We start from the raw sequence: 1065 nt of genomic DNA, 5'->3' as shown, positions 1-1065 counted from the left end.
CCCCGCCGTGTCGGACACGGCGGGCACACTCAGACCCCGACGTACGGGAACCGCTCCGCGGCGGGGCGGCCACCCTCAATCGACGCCTGACGGCTCGACACACACCTTGTTCGGGTGCCCGAACGACACCCCTCGGGTGACCGTTCCGAGCGACAGGCCCTAAACCGCGTAGGGGCTGCGGGCGAGCAGGTCGCCGTCGCGCTCGGCGAGTGCGCGCTCGACGGCCGCCGCCACCCGGTAGGTGCGGTCGTCGGCCAGGGCCGGAGCCATGATCTGGAAGCCCACGGGCAGGCCGTCCTCGGGCGCCAGGCCGCACGGCACCGACAGCGACGCGTTCCCGGCCAGGTTGGACGGGATCGTGCACAGGTCGGCCAGGTACATCGCCATCGGGTCGTCCGAGCGCTCGCCGATGGGGAACGCCGTGGTCGGCGTGGTCGGGGAGACCAGGACGTCCACGTTCTCGAAGGCGGCGTCGAAGTCGCGCTTGATGAGCGTGCGCACCTGCTGCGCGCTGCCGTAGTAGGCGTCGTAGTACCCGCTGGACAGCGCGTAGGTGCCCAGGATGATGCGGCGCTTGACCTCGGCGCCGAAGCCCTCGGCGCGGGTCAGCGACATGACCTCCTCGGCGCTGCGCGTGCCGTCGTCGCCCACGCGCAGGCCGTAGCGCATGGCGTCGAAGCGGGCCAGGTTCGAGGAGCACTCGCTGGGGGCGATGAGGTAGTACGCCGACAGCGCCGCGTCGAAGCTCGGGCAGGACAGCTCCACGACCTTCGCGCCCAGGGACTCCAGGAGCTCGATGGTCTCGTGGAAGCGCTGGCGCACGCCCGGCTGGAAGCCGTCGCTGTCCAGCTCCTTGACCACGCCGACCCGCAGGCCGTCGATGTCGCCCACGCGGGCGGCGTCCACGACCGGAGGCACCGACGCGTCGATGGAGGTGGAGTCGTGCGGGTCGTGGCCGGAGAACGCCTCGTGGAGCAGGGCCGCGTCGAGCACGTTGCGCGCGAACGGGCCGGGGGTGTCCAGGGAGGAGGCGAAGGCGATCATCCCGTACCGGGAGGAACCGCC

The 1065-nt window shown here is 71.9% G+C and carries 1 protein-coding gene; it reads right to left on the bottom strand.

Annotated features, from left to right (window positions below):
- Positions 1 to 159: 159 nt before the first annotated feature.
- Positions 160 to 1065: amidase family protein (locus D471_RS0108075; RefSeq protein ID WP_017598146.1), on the bottom strand; the 906-nt coding region annotated here is incomplete at its 5' end.

The organism is Nocardiopsis lucentensis DSM 44048, assembly GCF_000341125.1.
In the GTDB taxonomy this organism is placed as follows: Bacteria; Actinomycetota; Actinomycetes; order Streptosporangiales; family Streptosporangiaceae; genus Nocardiopsis; species Nocardiopsis lucentensis.
The sequence above is the reverse complement of the archived record's forward strand: the minus strand, read 5'-3'. Positions and strand labels throughout refer to the sequence as shown.